Origin of the sequence: Sphingobium sp. 22B, from assembly GCF_001580035.1 — a bacterium.
In the GTDB taxonomy this organism is placed as follows: domain Bacteria; phylum Pseudomonadota; class Alphaproteobacteria; order Sphingomonadales; family Sphingomonadaceae; genus Sphingobium; species Sphingobium fuliginis.
This window is the reverse complement of the sequence record NZ_LTAB01000001.1, coordinates 359,870-382,016: the sequence shown is the minus strand read 5'-3', so window position 1 is coordinate 382,016 and position 22,147 is coordinate 359,870. Positions and strand designations below refer to the sequence as shown.

At 65.6% G+C, this 22,147-nt stretch carries 20 protein-coding genes; 8 read left to right on the top strand and 12 right to left on the bottom strand.

The window, feature by feature from the left end; all coding sequences use genetic code 11:
* Positions 1-86: 86 nt before the first annotated feature.
* The 4 genes from A0J57_RS01735 to A0J57_RS01720 all read right to left on the bottom strand — a co-directional run bounded on the left by A0J57_RS01735 (position 87) and on the right by A0J57_RS01720 (position 4,473).
* Positions 87-1,292, bottom strand: coding sequence for a saccharopine dehydrogenase family protein (locus A0J57_RS01735; RefSeq protein ID WP_025547389.1), 1,206 nt, complete (start codon positions 1,290-1,292; stop codon positions 87-89).
* 142 nt (positions 1,293-1,434) lie between these two features.
* Positions 1,435-1,785: a GFA family protein gene (locus tag A0J57_RS01730; protein ID WP_025547387.1), complete on the bottom strand. Its 351-nt coding sequence runs from the start codon at positions 1,783-1,785 to the stop codon at positions 1,435-1,437.
* A gap of 112 nt (positions 1,786-1,897) precedes the next feature.
* Entirely contained in the window at positions 1,898-3,481 is a 1,584-nt protein-coding gene (locus tag A0J57_RS01725; protein ID WP_061938432.1) for a cisplatin damage response ATP-dependent DNA ligase, read from the bottom strand.
* The gene (locus A0J57_RS01720) at positions 3,481-4,473 is read right to left on the bottom strand and encodes a ligase-associated DNA damage response exonuclease (RefSeq protein ID WP_061938429.1); all 993 of its coding nucleotides are present in this window, start codon (positions 4,471-4,473) and stop codon (positions 3,481-3,483) included. Before A0J57_RS01720 ends, A0J57_RS01725 begins: the two co-directional genes overlap by 1 nt.
* Before the next feature lie 133 nt (positions 4,474-4,606).
* Here A0J57_RS01720 and A0J57_RS01715 point away from each other — a divergent pair, with 133 nt between their 5' ends.
* Positions 4,607-5,824, top strand: a complete 1,218-nt coding sequence (locus tag A0J57_RS01715) for a DUF3419 family protein (protein ID WP_061938525.1) — start codon at positions 4,607-4,609, stop codon at positions 5,822-5,824.
* Complete coding sequence (locus A0J57_RS01710) at positions 5,824-6,471, top strand: class I SAM-dependent methyltransferase (RefSeq protein ID WP_061938426.1); 648 nt, start codon at positions 5,824-5,826, stop codon at positions 6,469-6,471. The genes A0J57_RS01715 and A0J57_RS01710 overlap by 1 nt, the downstream gene beginning before the upstream one ends.
* A 146-nt stretch (positions 6,472-6,617) precedes the next feature.
* Here A0J57_RS01710 and hemA read toward each other — a convergent pair whose 3' ends face one another.
* Positions 6,618-7,838 carry a 5-aminolevulinate synthase gene (gene hemA, locus A0J57_RS01705; RefSeq protein ID WP_044662361.1) on the bottom strand — a complete coding sequence of 407 codons (1,221 nt, stop codon included), beginning with the start codon at positions 7,836-7,838 and terminating at the stop codon, positions 6,618-6,620.
* Between the two features lie 152 nt (positions 7,839-7,990).
* The gene (murI, locus tag A0J57_RS01700; protein ID WP_061938423.1) at positions 7,991-8,794 is read right to left on the bottom strand and encodes a glutamate racemase; all 804 of its coding nucleotides are present in this window, start codon (positions 8,792-8,794) and stop codon (positions 7,991-7,993) included.
* Positions 8,795-8,977: 183 nt separating this feature from the next.
* Between murI and plsY the strand changes: the two genes are divergently transcribed.
* The 3 genes from plsY (at position 8,978) to topA (ending at position 13,340) form a co-directional block, all read left to right on the top strand.
* Positions 8,978-9,592, top strand: a complete 615-nt coding sequence (gene plsY / locus A0J57_RS01695; RefSeq protein WP_037481602.1) for a glycerol-3-phosphate 1-O-acyltransferase PlsY — start codon at positions 8,978-8,980, stop codon at positions 9,590-9,592.
* Positions 9,589-10,671, top strand: a complete 1,083-nt coding sequence (gene dprA / locus A0J57_RS01690) for a DNA-processing protein DprA (RefSeq protein WP_062017004.1) — start codon at positions 9,589-9,591, stop codon at positions 10,669-10,671. The genes plsY and dprA overlap by 4 nt, the downstream gene beginning before the upstream one ends.
* A gap of 113 nt (positions 10,672-10,784) precedes the next feature.
* Positions 10,785-13,340 (top strand): type I DNA topoisomerase, encoded by a 2,556-nt coding sequence (gene topA / locus A0J57_RS01685; RefSeq protein WP_061934230.1) that lies wholly within the window; start codon positions 10,785-10,787, stop codon positions 13,338-13,340.
* Positions 13,341-13,465: 125 nt separating this feature from the next.
* Here topA and era read toward each other — a convergent pair whose 3' ends face one another.
* The 4 genes from era to lepB all read right to left on the bottom strand — a co-directional run bounded on the left by era (position 13,466) and on the right by lepB (position 16,272).
* Positions 13,466-14,374, bottom strand: a complete 909-nt coding sequence (era, locus tag A0J57_RS01680) for a GTPase Era (RefSeq protein ID WP_061934228.1) — start codon at positions 14,372-14,374, stop codon at positions 13,466-13,468.
* A 36-nt stretch (positions 14,375-14,410) separates the two neighbouring features.
* Positions 14,411-14,698, bottom strand: coding sequence for a GIY-YIG nuclease family protein (locus A0J57_RS01675; protein ID WP_061934225.1), 288 nt, complete (start codon positions 14,696-14,698; stop codon positions 14,411-14,413).
* An 84-nt stretch (positions 14,699-14,782) separates the two neighbouring features.
* Positions 14,783-15,496, bottom strand: coding sequence for a ribonuclease III (rnc, locus tag A0J57_RS01670; protein WP_061934223.1), 714 nt, complete (start codon positions 15,494-15,496; stop codon positions 14,783-14,785).
* A complete protein-coding gene (gene lepB / locus A0J57_RS01665) occupies positions 15,451-16,272 on the bottom strand; it encodes a signal peptidase I (RefSeq protein WP_025547367.1) in 822 nt (273 codons plus the stop codon). Before lepB ends, rnc begins: the two co-directional genes overlap by 46 nt.
* A 234-nt stretch (positions 16,273-16,506) precedes the next feature.
* Between lepB and pgi the strand changes: the two genes are divergently transcribed.
* Both pgi and gor read left to right on the top strand, forming a co-directional pair.
* On the top strand, positions 16,507-18,012 hold the full coding sequence (gene pgi, locus A0J57_RS01660) for a glucose-6-phosphate isomerase (RefSeq protein ID WP_061934221.1): 1,506 nt from the start codon (positions 16,507-16,509) through the stop codon (positions 18,010-18,012).
* A 163-nt stretch (positions 18,013-18,175) separates the two neighbouring features.
* Entirely contained in the window at positions 18,176-19,522 is a 1,347-nt protein-coding gene (gor, locus tag A0J57_RS01655) for a glutathione-disulfide reductase (protein ID WP_025547364.1), read from the top strand.
* Positions 19,523-19,525: 3 nt separating this feature from the next.
* On the opposite strand, the gene A0J57_RS01650 is transcribed toward gor, so the two are convergent.
* Complete coding sequence (locus A0J57_RS01650; RefSeq protein ID WP_061934219.1) at positions 19,526-20,233, bottom strand: 2OG-Fe dioxygenase family protein; 708 nt, start codon at positions 20,231-20,233, stop codon at positions 19,526-19,528.
* An 89-nt stretch (positions 20,234-20,322) separates the two neighbouring features.
* Complete coding sequence (locus tag A0J57_RS01645) at positions 20,323-21,108, bottom strand: SDR family NAD(P)-dependent oxidoreductase (protein WP_061934217.1); 786 nt, start codon at positions 21,106-21,108, stop codon at positions 20,323-20,325.
* A 108-nt stretch (positions 21,109-21,216) separates the two neighbouring features.
* Between A0J57_RS01645 and A0J57_RS01640 the strand changes: the two genes are divergently transcribed.
* Complete coding sequence (locus tag A0J57_RS01640) at positions 21,217-22,113, top strand: LysR family transcriptional regulator (RefSeq protein WP_048578027.1); 897 nt, start codon at positions 21,217-21,219, stop codon at positions 22,111-22,113.
* The last annotated feature ends 34 nt before the right edge of the window (positions 22,114-22,147 follow it).

The window sequence follows — 22,147 nt, the reverse complement described above, 5'->3', positions numbered from 1 at the left end:
GTGCGGCTTACTTTGAAGAAAAGTAAGGGGCTTCGACAGGCTCAGCCCGAACGGCGTCAGGAACGAAGCTTTTTTAGAAATCCAGTTTAGAAATCCAGCGGCGCGGGCAGTTCCTTCACCTGCCAGGGCAGGCCGTGCCGGTTCAGCATGTCCATGAAGGGATCGGGATCGAACTGTTCGATGTTGAACACCCCTTCACCCCGCCATGCGCCGGTCAGCATCAGCGCCGCGCCGATCATCGCGGGGACGCCGGTGGTGTAGCTGACCGCCTGGTTGCCGGTTTCGGCATAGGCGTCCTCATGGTCGCAGACATTATAGACATAGACCGTCTTCTGGCTTCCATCCTTGAGGCCGGTCGCGATGTCGCCGATATTGGTCTTGCCCCTGGTTGTCGAACCCAGGCTGGACGGTTCGGGCAGCACGGCCTTCAGGAACTGGAGCGGGATGATTTCCTGCCCATTGTACATCACGGGATCGATGCGCGTCATGCCGACATTCTGGAGCACTTCCAGATGCTTGAGATAAGCGTCGCCAAAGGTCATCCAGAAACGGATGCGCTTGATTTCGGGGTAGAATTTGGCGAGCGATTCCAGTTCCTCATGATACATGAGATACATGTTCTTCTGCCCCACCTGGTCGAAATCGAAGACCTGCTTGTGTTTCAGCGCCGGGCCCTCCACCCACTTGCCGCCTTCCCAGTGACGCGAGGGCGCGGTGACTTCGCGGATGTTGATTTCCGGGTTGAAGTTGGTGGCGAAATGCTGGCCATGGTCGCCGCCATTGCAGTCGAGTATGTCGAGCGTGTCGATCCGGTCGAGCAGATGCTTCCTGATATAGCTGGCGAAGACGCTGGTGACGCCGGGGTCGAAGCCCGAACCCAGCAGCGCCATGATGCCGGCTTCCTTGAAGCGCTCCTGATAGGCCCATTGCCAGCTATATTCGAACTTCGCCGTGTCGCGCGGTTCGTAATTGGCGGTGTCCAGATAGTCGGTTTTGGTCGCGAGGCAGGCGTCCATGATCGCCAGGTCCTGATAGGGCAGGGCAAGGTTCACGACCAGTTTCGGCTGCACCCTTTCGATGAGGGCGACGGTTTCGGCGACATTGTCGGCGTCGACCTGCGCCACGTCGATGGTGACGCCGGTGCGGGCCTTCACCGATTCGGCCACCTTCTCGCAGGAGACGATGCGGCGGCTGGCGAGTGTGATATGGCTGAAAATGTCAGAGTTCATCGCCATTTTGTGAACCGCGACAGACCCGACGCCACCCGCACCAATGACCAGAACCTTGCTCAATTCAACTGCTCCATAGCTGTGCCGCGCGATCCGCGCGAAAGCGCCCATATAGGGAGTTGGCGTTACAGCGCAAAGTCAGTCTGTCGAGAGGGAGCCCGGGCAGCCCCCCTCCCGCACGCCATGGGCTGAATATCGACCGGTCCTAGAAACTCGCCCCATCCACCTTGCTGATCCTGAGCGCGTCGAGATCGACGGAGGGAACGCAGCGCAGATTGATGGCCTGCATGGCCGAGCCATCGGGGCCCTGGCCCTGTGCGAAGGCCTGCGTGCCGCAGTCGGTGCAGAATTGGTGCGTGATCCTGTGCCTGTAGAATTGATAGTCGCTCAGCTTGTCCGCGCCGCTGTCGAGGGTGAACTGGTCCGCGGGGACGAAGGTCAGCATGAAGCCCTTGCGGCGGCAGTGGGAGCAGTTGCAGGTCATCGCCTCGCCGGGCGCATCGGCGGCTACGGTGAAGGTGACGGCGCCGCAATGGCAGCTTCCGGTGTAGGGCATTGGAATCTCCTTTTTTGGAGAGCCTAGAGGCATTGGGACTGGAAGGGAATTGGGGGAATCGGGCGATTTTCCGCCATAGGCCCTTCCCCTTCAGGTTCAGGCGCGGCGCGCGTCAGTTCACCAACCGTCTTAATCCCTCCACCGTATCCGCCTCATGCGCAGGCTTGTCCTTCCGGATGCGCGCGATCCGGGGGAAGCGCATGGCCAGCCCCGATTTATGCCGCTTGCTTTCGTGGATGCTGTCGAAGGCGACCTCCAGCACCAGCGACTTCTCCACCTCCCGCACCGGGCCGAAGCGGTTGACCGTGTTGGTCCGCACGAAGCGGTCGAGCCATTTCAGCTCCTCGTCGGTGAAGCCGCTATAGGCTTTGCCGACGGGCAGCAGTTCGCCGTCCGCCGTCCAGCAGCCGAAGGTATAGTCGGAATAGAAGGAGGAGCGTTTGCCATGGCCCCGTTGCGCGTACATCATCACGCAGTCGGCGGTCAGCGGATCGCGTTTCCATTTATACCAGAGCGCGGCCTTGCGCCCCGCGACATAGGGGCTGTCGCGGCGCTTGAGCATCACGCCCTCGATCGCGGCGTCGCGGGCGCCGGCGCGTATTTCCGCCAGGCTGTCGAAATCGGGTGCTTCGATGAGGGCCGAGATGTCGAAGCGGTGCGGGTCCAGCTGGGGCACGGTGGCTTCCAGGCGGAGGCGGCGCTGTTCCCAGGAGAGCGGCCGAAGGTCCTCCTCCGCGTCGAGCAATATGTCGTAGAGGCGGACGAAGGCGGGATAATCGTCCATCATCTTCGCCGTCACCGCCTTGCGGCCGAGGCGTTGCTGGAGGGCGTTGAAGCTGGCAGCCTCTCCGCCCTGAAACTCCCCTTTCACGAGCAGTTCTCCGTCCAGCACCGCATGATGGCGGAAGGCTTCGGCTATGTCGGGGAAGCTGCCGGTGATGTCGTCTCCGGCGCGGCTGTAGAGGCGGGTCTGCGCGCCCGTGCCGACGATCTGGATGCGGATGCCGTCCCATTTCCATTCGGCGGCATAGTCGGAAAGGTCGACGCTTTCGGCCTCCAGCGGATGGGCGAGCATGAAGGGGCGGAAGAAGGGCGTGCCGGCGGGATCCGGGCGGTCCGACCTGCCCTCCGCCCAGGCGAACAGGTCGGCATAGGGTGGGGCCAGAGCGTGCCAGCATTCCTCGACATCGTCGACGTCGAGCCCGAAGGCCTGGGCGAAGCCGGTCTTGGCGAGCCGGGCGGAGATGCCGACGCGCAGGCCGCCGGTTGCGAGCTTCAGCAGGGCGAAGCGGCCGGAGGCGTCGAGATGGTCCATCATCCTGGCCAGGGTCGTCGGGGCGGCGGCGCGGCTGGTGGCGTGGAGGCGGTCGACTATGGCGGAAAGGGTGAGGGAGCCGTCGTCCACCTCCGGCGGCTGGTCCTCCGCCTTGGGCCAGAGGAGGGCCACGGTTTCGGCGAGGTCGCCCACATAGTCCCGGCTCATTTCGAAAAGGACCGGATCGACGCGGGCGCGGGTCATTTCCGCTATGGTGGAAGCCTTGACCGCTTTCAGGTCGAGATTGCCGGTGAGGGCGGCGAGCGCCCAGCCCCGGTCCGGGTCGGGGGCGCTGCGCATGTAGCTGGCGATAAGGTCCAGCTTGCCGTTGCGGGAGCGGGTGTAGACGAGGCCGTCGAGAAGCCGGGAGAAGGCACGCATCAGCCTTCATCCTCGTCTTCGCGGCCCACCAGGGCAAGGGCGCGGGCGCGCATCTGGTGGGTCATGCACCAGTGGAGCAGGGCTTCCTCCCGCCCGTGGGTGATCCAGGTTTCCGACGGGGCCACCTCGCGGATGGTGTCGGTCAGCTCGTCCCAGTCGGCATGGTCGGAGATGATGAGGGGGAGTTCGACATTGCGCTGGCGGGCGCGCTGGCGGACGCGCATCCAGCCCGACGCCATGGCGGTGATCGGGTCGGGCAAGCGGCGGCTCCAGCGGTCGTTGAGGGCGGATGGGGGCGAGACGACGATGCGGCCGCGCATGTCCCCGGCGGGGAGGCCGGTCGCCGGGCGCAGCTCTCCCAGGGCGACGCCGAATTGTTCGTAGAGCGCGCACATCCTCTCCAGCGCGCCATGGATGTGGATGGGGTCGTGATGGCCCCTGGCGCGCAGTTCGCAGATCAGGCGCTGCGCCTTGCCCAGGGCGTAGGCGCCGACCAGGACGCAGCGGTTGGGATGGGCGTGCAGGGCGGCGAGCAGGCGGTCGACCTCGCTGCCCGTGTCGGGATGGCGGAAGACCGGCAGGCCGAATGTGGCTTCGGTGACGAAAATGTCGCAGGGGACGGGTTCGAAGGCTTTGCAGGTGGGATCGGGGCGGCGCTTGTAGTCGCCGGTGACGACCACTCGCTCGCCAGCGTGGGACAGCAGGATCTGGGCGGAACCGAGGACATGGCCGGCGGGCACATAGCTGATCGTGACGCCGTTCATGCGGATTTCTTCGCCATAGGGCACCGCCGTGCCCGACGCGGTGCCGTAGCGCAGGGCCATGATCGCCAGCGTTTCCTCCGTCGCCCAGACATGGCCGTGGCCGCCGCGCGCATGATCGGCATGGCCATGGGTGACGAGCGCGCGTTCCCGCGGGACGGAGGGATCGATCCAGGCATCGGCCGGGCGGACATAGATGCCGGTGGGGTGGGGTTCGATCCAGTGAGGCATTGCTGTGGAAGAAGGTGGAATGCGCCGCTTGGTTCCGCAAGGGCCTTCATATTGCCGTAACCCGATCGTCATGGGTACGACATGCCGTTGCCCTATGCGCCGCCGGACGACCGGCAGCGAGGAGGCGCGGCAAATGGCATCTACGGCTCACCAGAATGTTACCCGCGCGGTGCACCGGCATCGGCATCTGTCGAAACAGGGCCTGCTGGAGCGGGCCTTTACCTTTGCGTTCCGGGGCCTTGTCTATGCGCAGATCTGGGAAGATCCGGAGGTCGACATGGAAGCGCTGGCGATCGGGCCGGACAGCCATGTCGTCACCATCGCTTCGGGCGGGTGCAATGTGCTGAGCTATCTGACGGCCGATCCGGCGAAGATCACGGCGGTCGACCTCAACACCGCGCATGTCGCGCTCAACCGGCTGAAGCTGGCGGCGGCGCAGGCATTGCCGGACCATCGGGCCTTCCATCGCTTCTTCGCCAGGGCGGATTGCAAGGAGAATGTGGCGGCCTATCGCACCTTCGTGGCGCCGGTGCTGGACGACGCCACGCGGCGCTATTGGGAGGGGCGGGACTTCATCGGGCGGCGGCGGATCGGCGGCTTTGCGCGGGGGATTTATAGGCATGGGCTGCTGGGGCGCTTCATCGGCGCGGCGCATCTGCTGGCGCGGTTGCATGGCGTCGATCCGCGGCGGATGCTGGATGCGAAATCGCGGGAGGAGCAGCGGGCGATCTTCGAAACGGAGCTGGCGCCGGTGTTCGACAGCGCCTTCATGCGGTGGCTGACGAGCCAGCCGGCTTCGCTCTTCGGCCTGGGCATCCCGCCCGCGCAATATGAGGCGCTGGCCGGGGACGCGCGGATGGACGGCGTGCTGAAGGCGCGGCTGGAAAAGCTGGCCTGCGGCTTCGACCTCAAGGACAATTATTTCGCGGTGCAGGCTTTCGGGCGCGGTTATGCCGGGGGCGAGGGGCCATTGCCGCCCTATTTGCAGGCCGCGAACCATGCGGCCGTGGTGGAACGCGCCGGGCGGGTGGATGTCCGGCATGTGAACTTCACCGACTTCCTGGCGTCGCAGGAGGCGGGGTCCGTCGATCGCTACATCCTGCTCGACGCGCAAGACTGGATGGACGATGCGCAGTTGAACGCGCTCTGGGCCCAGATCACGCGAACGGCGAAACGGGGTGCGCGGGTGCTGTTCCGGACGGCGGGCGAACCGAGCATCCTGCCGGGGCGGGTCGACGATACGCTGCTGTCGCGCTGGGACTATCGGGCGGAGGAATCGCGGGAATATACGGCGCGGGACCGGTCGGCCATTTATGGCGGCGTCCACCTCTATGTGCTGGGGAGCGCGTGATGACGGGCGGGCATGGCGGGCTGATGGACAGCGTCTATCGGCATCAGCGGCACATTTACGATCTGTCGCGGAAATTCTACCTGCTGGGGCGGGATGGGCTTATTGCCGATCTGGCGCCGCCGCGCGGTGGGGCGGTGCTGGAGATCGGCTGCGGCACGGGACGCAATCTGATCGCCGTGGGCAAGGCCTGGCCGGAGGCGCGGCTCTATGGCGTCGATATTTCCGAGGCGATGCTGGGGACGGCGCGCAAAGCCGTGGCGAAGGCGGGCCTGGGGGATCGCGTGGTGCTGGCGCAGGGGGATGCCTGTGCGTTCGATGCAGGGCCGCTGTTCGGGCGGGAACGGTTCGAGCGGGTGTTCATCAGCTATGCGCTGTCCATGATCCCGGACTGGGAAGCGGCTTTGGGGCAGGCGGCGGGTTGCGTCGCGCATGGCGGCAAGCTGGAGATTGTCGACTTCGGGCAGCAGGATGGTCTGCCGGGCTTGTGGAAGCGGGCGCTGTTCGGGTGGCTGGCGCGCTTTCATGTGTCGCCGCGGGCGGAATTCAGGCAGACGATCGGCAGGGTGGCGGCGGACATGGGGGGCTTTGCGCATAGCCGGAGCCTGTATCGGGGCTATGCGGTCAGGGGTGGGTTGATCCGGCTGTGAGTTTTCGGCCGGTTCCCGGATCGGGGTTGCGAATTCCGGCCTGGCCGCTGGAAATTGCCGCTGATGTTGTGCCGACCCATCCCAGCCCCCGCCTTTGGGAGGGGGAATGAGGGCAGCGCCTCCAGCGGAATTCGCGCAGGCGCCGGTCAGGCCGCTTTCTTGAATTCCAGTTCGAGCCGGTCCCAGATTTCCACCAGAGCATCGACCAGTTCGCGCATCATTTCTTCGGTATGCGCCGGTCCGGGCGTGAAGCGCAGGCGTTCCGTGCCGCGCGGGACGGTGGGATAGTTGATGGGCTGCACATAGGCGCCATATTCCGCCAGCAATATGTCGCTGATCCGCTTGGCCTTCACCGGGTCGCCCACCATCAGGGGGACGATGTGCGTCACCGACGGCATCACCGGCAGGCCGGCTTCCGCCATCAGGCGCTTCAGGGTCGCGGCGGACGCCTGCTGGCCCTCGCGTTCCTCGCTCGACTGCTTGAGGTGACGGACGCTGGCCAGCACGCCGGCGACCAGCACAGGGGAGAGGGAGGTGGTGAAGATGAAGCCGGGCGCATAGCTGCGGATCACGTCGACGATCATCTGGTCGGCGGCGATGTAGCCGCCCATCACGCCGAACGCCTTGCCCAGCGTGCCTTCGATGATGGTCACGCGATCGGCGACCTCGTCCCGTTCGGAAATGCCGCCGCCGCGCGCGCCGTACATGCCGACTGCATGAACCTCGTCCAGATAGGTGAGGGCGTTATATTCGTCGGCCAGGTCGCAGATCGCGGCGATGGGGGCGATGTCGCCGTCCATCGAATAGACGCTTTCGAAGGCGATCAGCTTGGGCGCTTCCGGGTCTTCGGCGGCCAGCAGTTCGCGCAGATGATCGACGTCATTGTGGCGGAAGACGCGCTTCTCGCAGCCCGAATTGCGGATGCCCGCGATCATCGAGGCATGGTTCAGCTCGTCGGAGAAGATGATGCAGCCGGGCAGGATCTTGGCGAGGGTCGAGAGCGTCGCTTCGTTCGAGACATAGCCCGAGGTGAAGAGCAGCGCGCCTTCTTTGCCGTGCAGATCGGCCAGTTCGGCCTCCAGATCGACATGATAATGGGTGTTGCCGCCGATATTGCGGGTGCCGCCGGAGCCTGCGCCGACATCGTGCAGCGCCTCTTCCATCGCGGCGACGACCTTGGGATGCTGGCCCATGGCGAGATAGTCGTTGGAGCACCAGACGGTGATGGGCTTGGGCCCGTTATGACCGTGGAAGCAGCGGGCGTTGGGGAAGGCGCCCTTGTTGCGCAGGATGTCGATGAACACGCGATAGCGGCCTTCGCTATGGAGCCGGTCGATCGCCTGCGTGAAGATGTGCTTGTAGTTCACTTGAACGCCCTGTCCCTATTCCCGCATCCCCTCTTTGAGGGGCATTTATCCGCTGTTTTGGCCTATTACCAGTGATAAACGCTCGCAGCCTTAGGGAGAATTACCTATCACACTGATAGAAGGACTTGCGATTGGACCAAAGGTCCACCCCTTCAAAGTCCTTCGATCCGTTGCAAGCCATAGCCTTCCAGCGCTGGGCGGAGTGGCTCCACGCTCTCGTCCAGGCGAGTGAAGACCGCGGTTCCGGACTGCGGTTCGGACGGCCATGGCTGCCCCTGGGTGAGATAGGCGATGCGGCGCGCAATTCCTTCACCGCCGTGCACGGATCTGAGCGGACGGGGCGAAGCGGCGGCCAGTTCGGCCTCCACCAGCGGAAAATGCGTGCAGGCGAGGACCACTATGTCCATCCGATCGCCGCCCGGCTGGTCGAACAGGCCGGCCAGCGCGTCCCGCGCAATGGCGGGATCGAGCGGTTCGCCGCGCAGTTTCGCCTCGGCAAGCTGGACGAGCGCGGCCGACCCATGGCGCAGGACCGTGCAGTCGGCGCCATGTTCGGCCGCGAGCCTGTCGACATAGGGCTGGCGCACCGTGGCGTCGGTGCCGAGCACGCCGAATACCCGGCTTTGCGAGAGCAGGGCGGCAGGCTTGATTGCCGGTACCGTGCCGACAACGGGGATGTCGAGCGCGGCGCGGACCGCCGGCAGGGCGATGGTGGAGGCGGTGTTGCAGGCGATGACGGCGAGGCGCGGGCGGTAGCGCTCCACCAGCCGCCCGAGCAGGGCGGGCACGCGGGCGGCGATCTCCGCCTCGCTCTTGGTGCCATAGGGGAAGCCCGCGCTGTCCGCGGCATAGACGACCGGCGCGTTGGGCAGGGCGCTTCGTGCCGGGCCAAGGATGGAAAGCCCGCCGACGCCGGAGTCGAAGAAAAGAAGGGGGGCATGGGGTGCGACTGTCATCGGGCAGACATGTCGCGGCATGGGGCGGGCCTGTCAACTTCCCTCAAGAGCCCTCCCCTTGAGAGGAAGGGCTTGATGGCGGGAACCCCCATCCCCGATATTCCGACCCATATTTCGTCACCTTCGCCATTGCCCGGTTCGCCGGGAACGCTATGGTCGCGCCGCAACCAATTTGGCGAGATCATGACTCCTCCCTGGCTACTTCCCGCATTCGTCCTGCTGATCGGTTATCTGCTGGGTTCCATCCCGTTCGGGCTGCTGCTGACGCGCCTCACCGGGGCGGGCGACCTGCGCAAGATCGGGTCGGGGAATATCGGCGCGACCAATGTGCTGCGGACGGGGCGAAAGGGGCTGGCGGCGGCGACGCTGCTGCTCGATCTGCTGAAGGGCGCGGCGGCGGTGCTGGTCGGCGCGGCGCTGGTCGATGGTGGCGGGCCGATGGCCGGGGCCATGGCCTTTATCGGACATTGCTATCCGGTCTGGCTGCGCTTTGCCGGGGGCAAGGGCGTGGCGACCATGATGGGCGTGGTGACGGCGCTGTACTGGCCGGCGGGGATCGTCTTCGCGGCCGTGTGGCTGGGGGCGCTGTTCGGGACCAGATGGTCGTCGGTCGGCGGCATGTCCGCGGCGGTAAGCGCGCCTGTCGCCATGTGGTGCTTCGGCCGGATCGAGCTGGTCCCCGTTGCGCTGGCGCTCGCGTTGATCGTGCTGTGGCGGCACAGGGAGAATATCGCGCGGCTCGCCAGGGGAACCGAGCCGAAGGTGGGCGCTTCGAAAAAGGCGGCGGCCGGGGAATGAGCGAGCAGGAGCGGTTCAACCGCCTGCGCCTGATCCGTTCGCCGCGCATCGGCCCTGTCACCTTCCGCCAGTTGATGGCGCGTTTCGGCACGGCGGGCGAGGCCTTGCGCGCGGTGCCCGATCTGGCGGCGCGCGGCGGCGGCAAGGCCAGCATCGTGGACGCGAAGATCGTCGAGCAGGAGATCGCGCGCAGCCGGGCGGCTGGCGCCCGCTACCTGATCATGGGCGATGCCGATTACCCCTTCCTGCTGGAGCAGATGGAAGGCGCGCCGCCGGCCCTGATCGTGCGCGGGGACGTATCGCTGGCGGCGCGGGATTGCGTGGCGATGGTGGGGGCGCGCAACGCCTCCGCCGCGGCGTGCCGCTTCGCCCGGATGCTGGCGCAGGATCTGGGACAGCATGGGGCGGTCGTGGTGTCGGGGCTGGCGCGGGGGATCGATACGGCCGCGCATCAGGGCGCGCTGGAGAGCGGCACCATCGCCGTCATCGCCTGCGGCATCGACATCGCCTTCCCGCCCGAAAATGCGGAATTGCAGGAGCGGCTGGCCGAGGAAGGGCTGCTGGTCACGGAGCATCCGCCGGGCACGCAGCCGCTGGCCCGGCAGTTCCCGGCGCGCAACAGGATCATCGCCGGGCTGGCGCGGGGGACCGTCGTCGTGGAAGCCGCGCCCAGGTCCGGTTCGCTGATCACGGCGCGGCTGGCGGGGGAGGCGGGACGGGAGGTGATGGCGGTGCCCGGCTCTCCGCTCGATCCCCGCGCCCAGGGGTGCAACCAGTTGATCCGGGAGGGCGCGGTGCTGGTCCAGAGCGCCGCCGACGTGATCGAGGCGATCGGCGCCATCGACCCGCGCATGGTTCGGCAGCCCGGCGGCCACTTCGCGGGCGAGCCGCCGTCCGGCGACGTGGCCGAGTGGGAGCGGGCGTCGGTCGTCGCGCTGCTGGGACCGGCGCCCGTGCCGGTGGATGAACTGATAAGGCTGTCGGGCCTTGGCCCCGCCGTGGTGCAGACCGTGCTGCTGGAACTGGAACTCGCCGCCCGGCTGGAGCGGCATGCGGGTGGGAAGGTCAGCCTGTCGTGACGGGGCGTCCCGACCGTGCGGAATGCCGCCTGCATCGCTGCGGCTTGACGGGGGGCGGAAACAGCTTTCAGACTCGCGCGTGTACGTGAGAGACAATTTGAACCGGGGCATGAATGCAGCTTGTCATCGTTGAATCGCCGGCCAAGGCGAAGACCATCGAAAAATATCTGGGCGGCGATTTCCATGTGCTGGCCAGCTATGGGCATATCCGCGACCTGCCGCCCAAGGACGGGTCGGTGGACCCCGACAACGGCTTTGCCATGAGTTGGGAAAATTATGGCGACAAGGGCAAGCAGCTCAAGGCCATAGCCGACGAAGCCAAGAAGGCGACCCGGCTGATTCTGGCGACCGACCCCGATCGCGAGGGGGAGGCGATAAGCTGGCATGTGCAGGAGGTGCTGCGCGCCAGGAAGGCGCTGCCGCAGAAGGTGGACCGCGTGACCTTCAACGCGATCACCAAGCAGGCGGTGACCGACGCGATGGCCCAGCCGCGCGCGCTGGACGAGGATCTGATCGACGCCTATCGGGCGCGGCGGGCGCTGGATTATCTGGTGGGCTTCACCCTGTCGCCGGTGCTGTGGCGCAAGCTGCCCGGCGCCAAGTCGGCGGGGCGGGTGCAGTCCGTGGCCTTGCGGCTGGTCGTGGACCGGGAGCGCGAGATCGAAAGCTTCGTGCCGCAGGAATATTGGTCGGTCGCGGCCGAGATGGAACAGGGCGGACAGGGTTTCGTCGCGCGGCTGGTGCGCTGGCGCGGCGAGAAGATCGAGCGGCTGACCATCGGCAGGGAAGGCGACGCCATGGCCGCGAAGGCGGACGTGGAGGCCGGGCGCTTCACCGTCGAGAAGGTCGAGACCAAGCCGGTTTCGCGCAACCCTCCGCCGCCGTTCACGACCTCGACCTTGCAGCAGGAGGCGGCGCGCAAGCTGGGCTTTTCGGCCAGCCATACGATGCGGATCGCGCAGCAGCTCTATGAGGATGGCGCGATCACCTATATGCGGACCGACGGCGTGCAGATGGACGGCAGCGCCATTTCCGCCGCGCGCAAGGCGATCGCGGAGCGCTATGACGGCGGCTATCTGCCCGAAAAGCCGCGCCAGTACCAGACCAAGGCGAAGAATGCGCAGGAAGCGCATGAGGCCATTCGTCCGACCGAGTTTTCGCGCGACAAGGTGGGGTCGGGCGACCATGCGCGGCTGTACGACCTGATCTTCAAGCGGGCGCTGGCGAGCCAGATGGCTTCGGCGCGGCTGGAGCGGACGACCGTCGATCTGGTCGATGCGACCGGGCAGCATGGGTTGCGCGCCACCGGACAGGTGGTGATCTTTCCGGGGTTCCTGGCGCTCTATGAGGAAGGGCGCGACGATGCGGAAGACGATGATTCGAGGCTGTTGCCGCGCTTGGGCGTGGGCGACGCTCCCGCCAAGAAGAGGGTGACGGCGGAGCAGCATTTCACCCAGCCGCCGCCGCGCTATTCGGAAGCATCGCTGGTCAAGAAGCTGGAGGAACTGGGGATCGGGCGGCCTTCCACCTATGCCTCGACTTTGCAGGTGCTGAAGGACCGCGACTATGTGCGGATCGAGAAGAACCGCTTCTTCGCGGAGGAGAGCGGGCGGCTGGTGACGGCCTTTCTGGAGCGTTTCTTCGAGCGGTACGTGTCCTACGACTTCACGGCGGGGCTGGAGGAGGAGCTGGACGATATTTCCGGCGGGCGGGCCCAGTGGCAGGCGGTGCTGGAAGCCTTCTGGCGCGACTTCAAGCCCAAGACCGCCGAGGTGATGGAGCAGAAGCCTTCCGACATCACGGCCGAGCTGGACAAATTCCTGGAGCCGATGCTGTTCCCGCCCAAGGCGGACGGGTCCAATCCGCGTGCCTGCCCGATGTGCGGCGATGGGCAATTGTCGCTGCGCGGCGGGCGGTTCGGCGCGTTCATCGCCTGCTCCAACTATCCGGAGTGCAAATATACGCGCAAGTTCGGGCAGCCGGGCGGTGACAAGGATGGCGAGGACAAGGGACCGGAGGTGCTGGGCCAGCATCCCGAGACCGGGCAGGATATTGTCCGGAAATCCGGGCGGTTCGGGCCCTATATCGAGATGGGCGAGGGCAAGGAGGCGAAGCGCGGCTCCATTCCCAAGGATCTGCCCGATGGTGAGTTGACGCTGGACTGGGCGGTGAAGCTGCTGAGCCTGCCGCGCGAGATCGGGCTGCATCCGGAGACGGGGAAGCCCATCGTGGCGAATATCGGGCGGTTCGGGCCCTATCTGCTGCATGACGGCAAATATGGGCGGCTGTCCTCCACCGCGGAGATTTTCGAGGTGGGGATGAACAGCGCCGTGGCCAAGCTGGCCGATGCGGCGAACAAGGGCGGGCGTGGCGCTTCGTCGCGGGAGCCGCTGAAGGTGCTGGGCAAGCATCCGCGCACTGAGGCCGAGATCAAGCTGATGGCGGGGCGCTATGGTCCCTATGTGACCGATGGCACGACCAATGCGACGCTGCCCAAGACCATCGAGCAGGATGCCCTGACGCTGGAGGAGGCTGCGCAACTGATCGATGCGCGGGCTGCGGCGGCGCCTGCGAAGAAGGGGAAGAAGGCGCCGGCGAAAAAAGCTGGAGCTAAGAAGCCTGCCGCCAAGAAGGCGCCTGCGAAGAAGAAGGTGGCGGCAGCGGAATAACACTGCTCCCGTTCGCCCTGTTTAAACGAGTCACTTGCCTCGTTCAAATGTCGAAGGGCTGCGCTTTCTTCGAAGAGAAGTGGAGGGCTTCGACAGGCTCAGCCCGAACGGGAGAGAGGGTGAATTTACTCCACCCAATCCAGGCCGATGTCGCGGTAGATGAAGCGGTCGTCCTCCCAATCTTCCTTCACCTTGACGTGGAGGTAGAGATGGACCTTGACCCCCAGCAGGCTGGCCAGTTCGGCGCGGGCCTTTGAGCCGATTTCCTTGAGGCGCTGGCCGCCCTTGCCCAGCACGATGGCGCGCTGGCTGGAGCGGCCGACGAGGATCTGCTGGTGGATTTCGACCGATCCGTCCTCGCGCTCGCTATATTTTTCCGTGTCGACGGCGGCGGCATAGGGGAGTTCGGCGTGGAGCTGGTGATAGAGCTGTTCGCGCGTGATCTCCGCCGCCAGCATGCGGTCGGTGGCGTCGGAGACCTGATCCTCCGGGAAGTGCCAGGGGCCTTCGGGCATGGCCCTGGCGAAGGCGGTCTTGAGTTCGGGAAGGCCGTCGCCGGTCGCCGCGCTGACGAAGAAGGTCTCCGCTATGTCGAGCTGTTCGTAGAGCCGCTGGGTGTGGACCAGCAGCTTTTCCTTGATGGCGATGTCGACCTTGTTGAGGATCAGCCATTTCCTCTCCGGCCGGGCGGCGAGGGCGCTGACGATCGGTTCCATCTTGGCGCCGAGGCCCGCCTTGCCGTCGACGACCAGCGCGATCAGGTCGGCCCCTTGCGCGCCGCCCCATGCGGCCTGCACCATGGCGCGGTCAAGGCGGCGCTTGGGGGCGAAGATGCCGGGGGTGTCGACCAGCACCATCTGCGCGTCGCCCTCGATCGCCACGCCCATGACGCGGGTGCGGGTGGTCTGCGCCTTGGGGCTGGTGATCGCCACCTTCTGGCCTACCAGCGCGTTGACCAGAGTGGATTTGCCGGCGTTCGGGGCGCCGACTATGGCGATGACGCCGCAATGTTGCTGAACTTCTGAACCTTCCAAATTTAACTCCGTTCGCCCTGAGCCTGTCGAAGGGCTTTACTTTTCCTGGTTCGAGCGCGCCAAGGTGGAGATGAGTTTCCAATCCTCGCGGATGAGCGCAAGTTTCTTGGCCCGGCTCCAGCCCTTGATTTGGCGCTCTGCTTCCAGCGCCTCCATACGGGTTCCGAACTCTTGCGACCAGACCAGTTTTATCGGGCGGCGGTTTTGGGTGTGGCCGGGGATTGCGCCTGCCTCATGTTGGGCGATGCGAGTTTCGAGATTGTCAGTGTGGCCTGTGTAGAAGCTGCGGTCGGCGCAGTGGAGCATGTAGGTCCAGAAGGGCAATGTCGTTCCAGAAGAAAGAAAAGCCCTTCGACAGGCTCAGGGCGAACGGGGTGGGGTTGTGTGCCAGTTGCGGGCGTGGGGCGGTTAAGCGGTGAGTTGGTCCAGCAATGCCTTCGCCGCTGCGGTTTCCGCTTCCTGCTTGGAACCGCCCGTCGCGCTTGCTTCGCCTGCGCCCTTGATGCTGACCGTGACGGTGAATTTCAGGGCGTGGTGGGGGCCGGAGCGGTCGGTCATCGCATATTCCGGCGGTTTGCGCTTGTTGGCGGCGGCCCATTCCTGAAGCGCGGACTTGGGGTGTTTGGGCGCGCTGGACTGGGTGTCGACGCGGTCGGCCCAAAGACGGCGGACGAGGGCGCGGGCCTCCTTCAGGCCGCCCTCCAGATAGAGCGCGCCGATCAGCGCCTCCATGACGTCGCCCAGCACATTGTCGCTGTCGGCGGCGCCGTCGTCGCGGGCCTGCTTGCCGAGCACCAGATGAGCCGGAACCCCGGCGCTGCGGGCGACTTCGGCGCAGGTCTCCCCGGAAACCAGCGCGTTGAAGCGGCGGGAAAGCTTGCCTTCGGGTTCGCCCGAAAAGCGGTCGTAGAGCCATTCCGCGATCAGCAGGCCCAGGATGCGGTCGCCCAGGAATTCCAGCCGTTCATAATTCACCGCATGGGCGCTGCCATGGGTCAGCGCCTGGTTGAAGGCGGCCGGGTCCTTCGGCGCGCGGCCGATCAGGGCGCTCAGCCAGCCTTCGGTGTCGGGTTTCGTCAAAAGCCTTCCCCGATGCGGCTCCAGCGCGCGGCGGACACCCATGTCCAGGGCAGCAGCCAGTTGGCGCTGCCGTCGGTCGAGAAGACGGAGATCATCGCCTTGCCGACCAGATTTTCCTCAGGAACAAGGCCGATGCCGCCGCCGTCGACCGCCGGGAAGCGGCTGTCCGCGCTGCGGTCGCGATTGTCGCCCATCATGAAGAGATGGCCTTCGGGCACCACCACCGTGTCGCGGTCGTCGGCCGCGCCGTCCGGCACCAGGTCGAGGACATTGTAGCTTTTGCCGCCCGGCAGCGTCTCCCGATATTGGGGGTAGCGGCACTGGCGGCCGCCGGGTACGGCCTCCTCGAATTTGGGGCGGTAGCAGGGGGACGGACTGCCTTCCTTCGCCGCCGCATCCTCCATATTGGGCGTCACCGGTATGACGAGGTCGGCCACCTTCTGCTTCGGAATGGCCTGACCGTTCAGATAGACGGTGCCCCCGCGCACGGAGATCATGTCGCCGGGCAGGCCGATGACGCGCTTGATATAGTCGTTCTTCTGGTTTGGCGGTGCCTTGAACACCACCACGTCGCCGCGCTGCGGCGTCGAGGCGAAGATGCGGCCGGGGATCAGCGGTATGCCGAAGGGCAGCGAATAGCGCGAATAGCCATAGGGCCATTTCGCCACCAGCAGATAATCCCCGATCAGCAGGCGCGGCTGCATCGATTCCGACGGGATGTTGAAGGGCGACACGATGAAGCTGCGAAGGACGAAGACGAACACCGCCAGCTTTGCGAGAAACCAGAGGAAATCCCGCGTTTCGGATTTTGCGCTCATGCTTGGTCGTCTTTTCCTTCAATTCGCCCTGAAAACAGGCCGTCGCGGCTTTTGCGGGTTAGTAAAGCCGCCGTCAAGCGGGCTAGAGACCAACGGGTTGTCACTTCATGCTGCCCCGCAGCCCGATTTTTCCCCTCGAACGGTGCAATAGCGGAACGACTTGGCTAGGATGGGCAAGAATCGACAGGTGCAGCGTCGGTATCGATCAACGGCAAAACAAGAGGATATATCCCAATGTCCAGCCCTGCACTGGCAGCGCTCGCGGCTCTTCCCCAGGCCGATCTCAAGTCCATCTTCACCACCGATCCCGACCGGCTGAGCAAGTTCACCCTGCGCCAGGGGCCCGTGCGCTTCGACTGGTCGAAAACGCATCTGACCGACGAGCTGTTCGAGGGATTCCTGGCGCTGGCCGAGGAAAAGGGCTTTGCCGCGCAGCGGGATGCCCTGTTCGCGGGCGAGGCGGTGAACAACACCGAGGGCCGTGCCGCCGAGCATCCCGCCGAGCGGGGCGAGGGCAATGCCGACAGCGTGGCGCGGGCCAAGATGTTCCATGCGCGGATGCGGGCGTTGATCGACGCCATAGAGGGCGAGGCGCTGGGGCCGATCCGGCATATATTGCATATCGGCATTGGCGGGTCGGCGCTGGGGCCCGACCTGATCGTCGATGCATTGGGCGGCGACGGAGCGCGCTATGACGTCGCCATCGTGTCCAATGTCGACGGCACGGCGCTGGAGCGGGCGATTTCCCGCTTCGATCCCGAAGCGACGCTGATCGCGGTGGCATCCAAGACCTTCACCACGACGGAAACCATGCTGAACGCGGCGAGCGCGATCAACTGGATGGTCGAGGCGGGGGTGGAAGACCCCTATGGCCGGGTGATCGCGCTGACCGCATCGCCTGACAAGGCGATCGAATGGGGCGTGGATGAAACGCGCGTGCTGCCCTTCGCGGAGAGCGTAGGCGGGCGTTATTCGCTCTGGTCCTCGATCGGATTTCCGGCGGCGCTGGCGCTGGGATGGGATGCGTTCGAGAGCCTGCTGGAAGGCGCGGCGGCGATGGACCGGCATTTCCGGCTGAGCGACCCCAGGCAGAACGCGCCGCTGATCGCCGCTTTTGTCGACCAATATTATGCGCGGGTGCTGGGATGCCAGACGCGGGCGCTGTTCGCCTATGACGAAAGGCTGCGGCTGCTGCCCTCCTATCTCCAGCAACTGGAGATGGAGAGCAACGGCAAGAGCGTGACGCGCGACGGCAAGTCCGTCGATGGACCGACGGCGGCGATCACCTGGGGCGGCGTCGGCACGGACGCGCAGCATGCCGTGTTCCAGCTGCTGCATCAGGGGACGATCCTGACGCCGGTGGAGTTCATCGCCTCCATCGAGCCGGGCCATGCGCTCGATCCGGCGCATCATCGGGCCTTGCTGGTGAACTGCTTCGCGCAGGGCGCGGCTTTGCTGCGGGGCAAGGAAAATGAGGCCGATCCGGCGCGGGCCTATCCGGGGAACCGGCCTTCGACCACCATATTGCTGGACGACGTGACGCCGGAGGTTCTGGGGGCGCTGATCGCTTTCTACGAGCATCGGACCTTTGCCAATGCGGTGCTGATGGGGATCAATCCGTTCGATCAGTTCGGTGTCGAACTGGGCAAGGAAATCGCCAGGTCCATCGAGGCGGAGGGGCCGAAGGGGTTCGATCCTTCGACCATGGCTTTGATCGATCTGGCTTTGGGCGGGGTTTGACGAATGAATCCCTCCCGATTGTGGGAGGGGGTGGCATTGGAAGGCGCGCTTTGCTCGCGCCCACCCCCGGCCCCTCCCGCCTGCGGGAGGGGAGAAAGAAGATTCTGGTTTGTAACTCTGCTGGGGACGCTCCATATGCGGGCGCAATCTAGCGGAGGGATGGATGAGCAATTACGACTTCGACCTTTTCGTCATCGGGGCGGGATCCGGCGGCGTGCGGGCTTCGCGCGTGGCGGCGGCGCATGGCGCGAAGGTGGCGGTGGCCGAGGAATATCGGGTCGGCGGCACCTGCGTCATTCGCGGCTGCGTGCCCAAGAAGCTGCTCATCTATGGCGCGCATTTTGCCGAGGATCTGAAGGATGCGCGGCGCTTCGGCTGGAATGTGCCCGATTGCGGCTTCGAATGGACGACGCTGCGCGACAATGTGCTGGCCGATGTCGACCGGCTGGAGGGCCTCTACAAGAATACGCTGGACAGCCATGAGGTCGAACTGATCCCCGAGCGGGCGACGATCACCGGGCCGCATGGCGTGAAGCTGGCCAGCGGGCGCGAGGTCACGGCCAGATATATCCTCGTCTCGACCGGCGCCTGGCCCATCGTTCCCGATATCGAGGGGGCGGAGCATGGCGTGACGTCCAATGAACTGTTCCACCTGGAGGAATGCCCGAAGCGGATCGTGATTGTCGGCGGCGGCTATATCGCCAATGAATTTGCGGGCATCTTCCACCAGTTCGGCAGCCATGTGACGATCGTCAACCGGTCCAACACCCTGCTGCGCGGCTATGACGAGCAGATCCGCGACCGGCTGCTCCAGATTTCGACGATGAAGGGGATCAATTTCCGCTTCAACGCCGAGATGGAGAAGATCGAGAAGAATGAGGACGGCACGCTGTGCGTCCGGTTCAGGAGCGGCGATCCGATCGCCTGCGACCTGCTGGTCTTCGCGACCGGGCGCAAGCCGCATGTCGATGGACTGGGGCTGGAGAATGCCGGGGTCGAACTGAGCGACAAGGGCGCGATCAAGGTCGATGAATATAGCCGCACGAGCTGCGAGAGCATCTATGCGGTGGGCGACGTCACCGACCGGATGCAGCTCACCCCGGTCGCGATCCGCGAAGGGCATGCCTTTGCGGATACGGTGTTCGGGGACAATCCGCGCACGGTCGATTATGATTGCGTGCCCTCCGCCGTGTTCAGCCATCCGCCGCTGGCGGGCGTGGGGCTGACCGAGGCGCAGGCGAAGAACAAATATGGGACGGTGAAGGTCTATACCTCCGACTTCCGGCCGATGAAGAATGTGCTGGCCGGGCGGGACGAGCGGGCGCTCTACAAGATGGTGGTGGACGCGACGACCAATCGCGTGGTCGGGCTGCACATGATCGGGCCGGATGCGCCGGAAATCCTTCAGGCGGCGGCGATTGCGGTGAAGGCCGGCCTCACCAAGCAGGAGTTCGACGACACCGTCGCCCTGCATCCGAGCATGGCCGAGGAGCTGGTGCTGTTGAAATAAGGCTCAGGCGCCGGCCGCGAAGGTGAGGACGAGAGCGTCGCGCCAGGCGGGTTGCGCCGGGTCGACCGCATGGATTTCGGTGACGCCGTGCATGATGCGGTGGTCGTCGATCAGCACCGCGTCGCCGGGGCGGGCAAGGGTGAATTCGCCCAATGCGCCGCCCTCCGGCGTGCCGATTCGGGTGACGCCTTCGCGGACGTTGCGGCGTTCGACCAGCATGACGAAGACCCAGTCGACGCCGTCGCGGTGCATGCCCTCCGGCGTGGGGCGGCCCAGTTCCCCGGTGCGGGCCTCTATGCGGAACTGGTGGAGTTCGACATGCTGCCGTCCGGCCAGGGGGAAGCTGCGCGCGCAGAAGGCGAAGATCGCCTGCATCGCGCTATTGTCGATGGTGCCCTGCTCGACGGGATCGAACCAGCGCTGCACATCGCCATTCAGGGGATTATAGTCGCGGCTCTGGAAATGCGGCTGGTGCCGTTGGCGCGTGAAGACGCCCTGTTCGCAGGCGAAGGTCGCATGGCGGCGGCGGCGATAGCGCCCTCCGTCCGCCATATAGAGATCGGGGCCGAGATCGTCCCAGCTTCGCGCGAGCGCGTTCCAGCCGGCGGAGGGGAGCCGTTCGAACAGGTCTGCCCCGGACAGGCGGGCATAGCCGGCTTCCGCCAGTTCGTGCCGGAGGGGCGTGTCCATGAGAATGTCCGTGTCGCTCATCCGTCCTTCCTATCCGGAGAGACAGACGAGCGACAGGGCCAGTTCCCGCAAGCAGGATATGGATCGGGCGCCCATATCGGGCGGCCCTATCAGGCTATGGTGGGGACGATCCCGCCCTCCGCCCGGATCGCCGCGCCGTTGGTGACGGCGGCGAGCGGGCTGGCGAGATAGGCGACCATCGACCCGATCTCGTCCGCCTCGATCAGCCGGCGGACGAGGGAGAGCGGGCGCAGCGTCCGGAAGAATTCCGCTTCGCGTTCGGCCTCGGGCGCGTCCTTGTTTTCGACCACCGACTGGATGAAGTCGACGATCCCTTCCGAACGGGTGGGGCCGGGCAACACCGAATTCACCGTCACGCCGGTGCCGCGCGTCTGTTCGGCCAGACCGCGGGCGATGGCGAGCTGGGCGGTCTTGGTCATGCCGTAGTGGATCATCTCGCCGGGGATCACCAGCGCGCTTTCGCTGGCGATGAAGATGATGCGGCCCCAGTTCTTCGCGATCATGCGTGGGAAATAATGACGGGCGAGGCGGGCGCCGCTGACGACGTTGACCTCGAAGAAATGATGCCAGTCCTCGTCGGAGATTTCGGTGAAGGGCTTGGCTTCGTAGATGCCGAGATTGTTGACGAGGATGTCGACGTCCGGAGCGGCTTCGATGAGCGTGGCCGCGCCCTGCGCCGTCGCGGGATCGGCCAGGATCGGGCGGACCCTGCCGGACTGGGCAAGCTGCGCGGCCGCATCGTCGAGCTTGGCCTGATTGCGGCCGGCGATCACGACCTCCACACCTTCTTCGGCAAGGCGCCTGGCGATGGCAAAGCCGATCCCGGCGGTCGATCCGGTGACGAGCGCGGTCCTGCCGTTGAGTTTCAGATCCATGGGGCAACTCCTGTTCTGCGTGAGTGAACGCAGAAATAGGAGAAGGGATCATTGATGATTAGAATGATCGTCGTCACTATAGAAGTGATTTCAGATCATGAGCGATGCATGGACAACCGCTTCGGGGATATAGAGACGTTTCTGGCGGTGGCGCAGGAGGGCAGCCTTGCCTCCGCCGCCAGGGCCTTGCGGCTGACGCCGTCCGCCGTCAGCCGCAGCATCGCCCGGCTGGAGCAGCGGCTGGGCGTCACCCTGCTGCGGCGGACCACGCGGTCGCTGGCGCTGACGATGGAAGGGGCCGCCTATCGCGACCGGATGTCGGCGCTGATGGCGGAAATGACCGATGTCGAAAGCAGGCTGGGGCAGGAGGAGCAGGGACCGCGAGGGCTGTTGCGGGTGAATGCCTCCGTATCCTTCGGCATCCACTGCCTGTTGCCGATCCTGCCCCGCTTTCTGGCCCGGCATCCGGCCGTGACGGTCGATCTGGCGTTATCCGATGCGGTGGTGGACCTGGTCGAGGAGAGGGCCGACATCGCCATCCGGATCGGGCCGCTGCGCGATACGCGGCTGCGCGCCAAGAAGCTGGGGCGCAGCCGCATGGTGCTGGTCGCCAGTCCCGCCTATCTGGCTGCGCGGGGCATGCCGCTCAGGCCGGACGATCTGGACGGGCATGACTGCCTGCAGTTCAGCTTTCGTCGATCGGTGGACAGCTGGGCCTTCCGGATCGGCGGGCGGACGGTGCAGCGTCCGGTGCAGGGGCGTTTCTTCGGCAATTCGGGCGAGGTCGTGCGGCAGATGGCGATCGCGGGCGGCGGCATAGCGCGGCACGGGCGCTTTCACGTCGCCGCCGACGTGCGGGAAGGGCGGCTGGTCGAGGTGCTGGGCGATTTCAGCACGGGGGAGGGCGAGGATATTCACGCGCTCTATTCCGCGCAGGACCGGCTGGCGGCGCGGGTGCGGGCTTTTCTCGATTTTCTGGAGGGGGAACTGGAATTGCCGGATTAGCCCAGCGGTCCGGGCGCAGCGAGGAAAGCGGTGT

Bases quoted from the DNA above. Each gene is read 5' to 3' on its own strand.
- A0J57_RS01725 (WP_061938432.1), bottom strand. From the start codon at position 3,481: ATGCGTGCCTTCTCCCGGCTTCTCGACGGCCTCGTCTACACCCGCTCC.
- plsY (WP_037481602.1), top strand. From the start codon at position 8,978: ATGACTCCTCCCTGGCTACTTCCCGCATTCGTCCTGCTGATCGGTTAT.
- A0J57_RS01715 (WP_061938525.1), top strand. From the start codon at position 4,607: ATGGCATCTACGGCTCACCAGAATGTTACCCGCGCGGTGCACCGGCAT.
- murI (WP_061938423.1), bottom strand. From the start codon at position 8,794: ATGACAGTCGCACCCCATGCCCCCCTTCTTTTCTTCGACTCCGGCGTC.
- lepB (WP_025547367.1), bottom strand. From the start codon at position 16,272: ATGAGCGCAAAATCCGAAACGCGGGATTTCCTCTGGTTTCTCGCAAAG.
- A0J57_RS01710 (WP_061938426.1), top strand. From the start codon at position 5,824: ATGACGGGCGGGCATGGCGGGCTGATGGACAGCGTCTATCGGCATCAG.
- A0J57_RS01650 (WP_061934219.1), bottom strand. From the start codon at position 20,233: ATGAGCGACACGGACATTCTCATGGACACGCCCCTCCGGCACGAACTG.
- A0J57_RS01730 (WP_025547387.1), bottom strand. From the start codon at position 1,785: ATGCCCTACACCGGAAGCTGCCATTGCGGCGCCGTCACCTTCACCGTA.
- dprA (WP_062017004.1), top strand. From the start codon at position 9,589: ATGAGCGAGCAGGAGCGGTTCAACCGCCTGCGCCTGATCCGTTCGCCG.
- gor (WP_025547364.1), top strand. From the start codon at position 18,176: ATGAGCAATTACGACTTCGACCTTTTCGTCATCGGGGCGGGATCCGGC.
- A0J57_RS01720 (WP_061938429.1), bottom strand. From the start codon at position 4,473: ATGCCTCACTGGATCGAACCCCACCCCACCGGCATCTATGTCCGCCCG.
- A0J57_RS01645 (WP_061934217.1), bottom strand. From the start codon at position 21,108: ATGGATCTGAAACTCAACGGCAGGACCGCGCTCGTCACCGGATCGACC.
- topA (WP_061934230.1), top strand. From the start codon at position 10,785: ATGCAGCTTGTCATCGTTGAATCGCCGGCCAAGGCGAAGACCATCGAA.
- pgi (WP_061934221.1), top strand. From the start codon at position 16,507: ATGTCCAGCCCTGCACTGGCAGCGCTCGCGGCTCTTCCCCAGGCCGAT.
- rnc (WP_061934223.1), bottom strand. From the start codon at position 15,496: ATGGGTGTCCGCCGCGCGCTGGAGCCGCATCGGGGAAGGCTTTTGACG.
- A0J57_RS01640 (WP_048578027.1), top strand. From the start codon at position 21,217: ATGGACAACCGCTTCGGGGATATAGAGACGTTTCTGGCGGTGGCGCAG.